This window comes from Petrocella sp., assembly GCF_059865615.1.
Genome location: NZ_JCBCDA010000083.1, coordinates 1 through 4,219 on the forward strand (window position 1 = coordinate 1; position 4,219 = coordinate 4,219).

The following is a 4,219-nucleotide window of genomic DNA, read 5'->3' on the forward strand; positions in this document are numbered from 1 at the left end:
AAGCGCGAAACGAGATTCGAACTCGCGACCCTCGCCTTGGCAAGGCGATGCTCTACCACTGAGCCATTCGCGCATAATTGACTACCGTAGAAGCAAGTATAATTATAACCAGTAACCAGTCTTAGGTCAAGTCTTTTTTGAAAAGAATTATTGTCTCTCCATAGAATAATGAAAGGCTATAATTGATCTATGGCCTTAAAGTGTAAATGTTATCGAATTGTTTTAATATAAAAATAAAAAATACAAATATTAGATACAATTGCTTGAATATATATGGTGATTACCTTGAAGGCGTAATAATCTTGTGATATTATTATATGATTGAGGCGACAAGACTATATTGTTGACCTTTCATATACTATGTGAATTTAGTAAAACTTAGTTCTAATCTTTTCCAGTATATGAAATAATAACTAGGGAGGTTTTTATATGATTATTGGTGTGCCAAAAGAGGTTAAGAACAACGAGAATCGCGTAGCACTAACACCGGCAGGTGTCCATAGCCTGATAGAAAAAGGGCATATTGTACTTATTGAGACACAAGCAGGTATTGGAAGTGGTATTGAAGATGAGGCTTTTGTCTTGGCTGGTGCAACAATTATAAACCATGCAGATGAAGTTTTTGAAAGTGCGGAAATGATTATGAAGGTTAAAGAGCCTATACCGATAGAGTACAATAGGCTAAAAGAGGGTCAAATACTATTTACATACTTACATTTGGCGCCAAACCAAGAATTAACCGACGTGCTGATGAGGAAAAAAATCACAGCAATCGCCTATGAAACAGTTGAACTCAAGGACCATAGCTTACCATTACTGACGCCAATGAGTGAAGTGGCTGGTAGAATGGCCACTCAAGTGGGTGCTTTCATGTTGCAAAAATATGCAGGTGGCTGTGGTGTTTTACTTGGAGGTGTTCCAGGTGTCATGCCGGGTGAGGTTGTGGTTATTGGAGGCGGTATAGTAGGTCTAAATGCCACAAAAATGGCAGTAGGCTTAGGCGCTCATGTAACTTTATTAGATATCAGTCCAAAAAGATTGGCATATATAGATGATATCTTTAATGGTCGGGTAGCTACTTTATACTCCAATCCTTTTAATATTGCAAAAGCAGTTGAAAAGGCAGACCTGCTTATAGGTGCTGTTTTAATACCTGGCGCCAAAGCGCCAAAGCTTGTAACCTCCAAGATGGTTGAATCTATGAAAGATGGTGCTGTAATTGTTGATGTAGCTATTGACCAAGGAGGTTTAGTTGAAACAATAGATCGTATTACAACACATGACCAACCTTCATATATAAAACATGGTGTTGTACATTATGCAGTTGCCAACATGCCGGGTGCCGTTCCTAGAACATCCACTTTTGCCCTCACCGGTGTAACTTTACCTTATGCGCTATTACTTGCCGACCAAGGTTTTGAAGGTGCTATTACCACCAATGAAGCATTGAGAAAAGGTGTGAATATTTATAAAGGACATATTACACACAAACAAGTTGCAGAAAGCTTTGGCTACGAGATGAAAGAAGTCATGTCTCTAGTTGAAAATCGTTAAGATACAAGGAGAACGTAGATGAAAAAAATAGCGGGGTTAGGGATTGTCATAATTTTATTGCTGATAATTGTATTTAGTGTAAAAGACGACAAGCAAAATCCGGCCGACTTCATTGTTGCAAAAACGAGTAATGAGTCTGATTATACAGAAGAAGGTAATGAAAAAAAATCGGTAAATGAAGTTGTAGATGTACCACCAGTTGAACCTATAATGGAAGCGGTTATAAGTGAAATTGATGAAGCTATGCAGGCTGCCATGTTGGGCAAATCCTATCATGATAATGAGCATATTATGTTCTCGGATTTAAGATTGGTAAAAGTTGTTTATTACGGTTTCGATGATTTGGAGCATCAAGGCCAATTGATTGTACATAAAGAGATTGCTCAAAAAGTACTGGATATTTTTGGGGATCTTCATAAAGCTTCATTTCCTATAGAAAAAATTGAATTGATCGATATTTATGATGGTGATGACAATTTATCGATGGTTAACAACAATACTTCGGCATTTAATTACCGCGTGGTTGAAGGCACGAGCAAACTTTCTAACCATAGTTATGGACTTGCTATCGACATCAACCCATTGGTTAACCCATATGTTACAAAAAACGGTGTGTATCCAGTAGAAGGGACCTCATATGTGGACCGGGAAGTTCCTGTTAAAGGCATGATTTTTAAAAATGATGTTTGTTATGAAGCCTTTGTCTCTAGAGGGTTTTCATGGGGTGGGGACTGGAAAAACAGTAAAGACTATCAGCATTTTGATATTTTTATAAAAAGTATAAATCAATAGGATTTCAGCTTAGACTTGAATTTGACTATGATATTGGTATAATAATATTAGAGTCAGTAAAGGGTTAAGGAGTCAATACTTGACCTTACCATACATAGAAAACATTTATGAGGAAGATGGAGGCGTTAATATGTTTTGTCATCAATGCGGTAAAGAGTTAGAAGAGAATTCTGAATTTTGCACAAAATGTGGCGCAAAAACAGAAAAGCCAACTGGAAATTCAGCAGTTACAATGGCTGAAATGCAAGCAAATCAGGAAGAATCAGTCAATAGGTCACAATCTTCACCACAGCCAGCGCCGATACCGGTGCCGGTACCTGTTGTATCTCAATCACAATCAGAGCCAACACCGGCGCCACAGCCAGCACCAACATCACAGCCAACACCAACACCACACCCAGCACCGGCGCCACAGCCAACACCAACACCACCACCAACGCCACAACCGACACCACAACCGACACCACCGCCTCAAGTCAACAATATGAATCAACAACCGCATTATAATGCGGTCGGCGTTGACTTAAATGATAAAAACAATCAACCGATGACGGTTTTAGGGTGGTTAGGAACCTTTCTTGTAATGTTAATACCGCTGGTTAACATTATTATGGTATTTGTTTGGGCTTTTGGTTCTAATGGCAACCGAAGTAGAAAAACATTTTTCCAAGCGTATTTGATTCTTTTTGTTGTCTTTATCATATTAGGAATCGTTTTTGGATCAGCAATAGCACTATTAATTGGCTCCGTGGTAGATGGTGGCAGTTATTATTATTAGCATCCACTTTCAAAGTACCAAAATTACGTAACAAAAATCCGTAAGCATATTAAAATTGCTTACGGATTTTTTATTATCATCTATTGCGGATTAATCTTCTATGATTTCAAGGGCATGAACGAATAGACGCCCGTCATTAACATCATAATTGCATGTGATTAATGATAAGATGCGATCTGTTGCCTTTGGATGAAGGTCATAATCAAGACTGGATTTATCCTTAAGTTTTTTGAAAAACAGTTCAATGTCTGATGTGGAAAAATCGGTTTGGATGATTTCGGTATCCGCTTTGGCATAATAACTGGAGAACACATGGTATTTGCGAAGACCGTATAAATCGTGTACATAAATGATTGGATTGGTAAGGGCAAAATCATAATCTAAATACAAATCCAATTGTCCAAACATAGAACCGTTTTTCATATTGTGGCCATAGATTAAGGTATGCTGATCGAAGCCAAAACCAAAATTGCGATAATCCATGAAGATGCTTCCTGCATCAGCCGATTGTTGCTCGAAGTTCTTGTTAAGATAAAAATCATTGTCAGGACCTTTGACTACAGGGTAATCAATCGTAGTGTTCTCTATTTGAATCCATCCAACATAATCTTTGTTTCTATTTATAAAGGTTATGCTTGGATTAGATCGAATCTGAAAAAAATCATTATTAGTCTCGATAATAGCAGATTGTGAAACTTCATCAATGGATTCTGGAGGCTTTAATGTAAACGTTTCTAGGGGACTTGTAAAGGTTAAATTAATAAGAACAATCATAAGAAGTATTGAAAGTCTAATGAGGTTAAATAACATGTAATCACCACCTTTTACTAATTATATCACGAATTGAAATATAAATGCAAATATATTTAAAAATAACGATCAATAATCCTTGATAGATATCACGTAAAGGGATATATTTAAATCAAATATATATAGGAGGTTAACAATATGAAAAAAATAGCAAGTTTATTAATGGCACTCATGATGGTTTTTAGTTACACACCAGTAATGGCAGCTGAGGGCGATATCGTCGATGTGGCTGTCAATAATGGTTCATTTACAACCCTGGTTGCAGCACTCACAGAGGCAGAACTT

The 4,219-nt window shown here is 37.2% G+C and carries 4 protein-coding genes and 1 tRNA gene; 3 read left to right on the forward strand and 2 right to left on the reverse strand.

Features of this window, described 5'->3' with window-relative positions; translation table 11 throughout:
• Position 1: 1 nt before the first annotated feature.
• Positions 2-73: transfer RNA gene (locus AC6F8J_RS09310), tRNA-Gly, on the reverse strand.
• A 356-nt stretch (positions 74-429) separates the two neighbouring features.
• Between AC6F8J_RS09310 and ald the strand changes: the two genes are divergently transcribed.
• The 3 genes from ald (at position 430) to AC6F8J_RS09325 (ending at position 3,124) form a co-directional block, all read left to right on the forward strand.
• Positions 430-1,554: an alanine dehydrogenase gene (gene ald / locus AC6F8J_RS09315; RefSeq protein ID WP_500722802.1), complete on the forward strand. Its 1,125-nt coding sequence runs from the start codon at positions 430-432 to the stop codon at positions 1,552-1,554.
• 18 nt (positions 1,555-1,572) lie between these two features.
• On the forward strand, positions 1,573-2,346 hold the full coding sequence (locus AC6F8J_RS09320; protein ID WP_500722803.1) for a M15 family metallopeptidase: 774 nt from the start codon (positions 1,573-1,575) through the stop codon (positions 2,344-2,346).
• Positions 2,347-2,476: 130 nt separating this feature from the next.
• Positions 2,477-3,124 (forward strand): zinc-ribbon domain-containing protein, encoded by a 648-nt coding sequence (locus AC6F8J_RS09325; protein ID WP_500722805.1) that lies wholly within the window; start codon positions 2,477-2,479, stop codon positions 3,122-3,124.
• Positions 3,125-3,214: 90 nt separating this feature from the next.
• Here AC6F8J_RS09325 and srtB read toward each other — a convergent pair whose 3' ends face one another.
• Positions 3,215-3,934 (reverse strand): class B sortase, encoded by a 720-nt coding sequence (gene srtB / locus AC6F8J_RS09330; RefSeq protein WP_500722807.1) that lies wholly within the window; start codon positions 3,932-3,934, stop codon positions 3,215-3,217.
• Between the last annotated feature and the right edge of the window lie 285 nt (positions 3,935-4,219).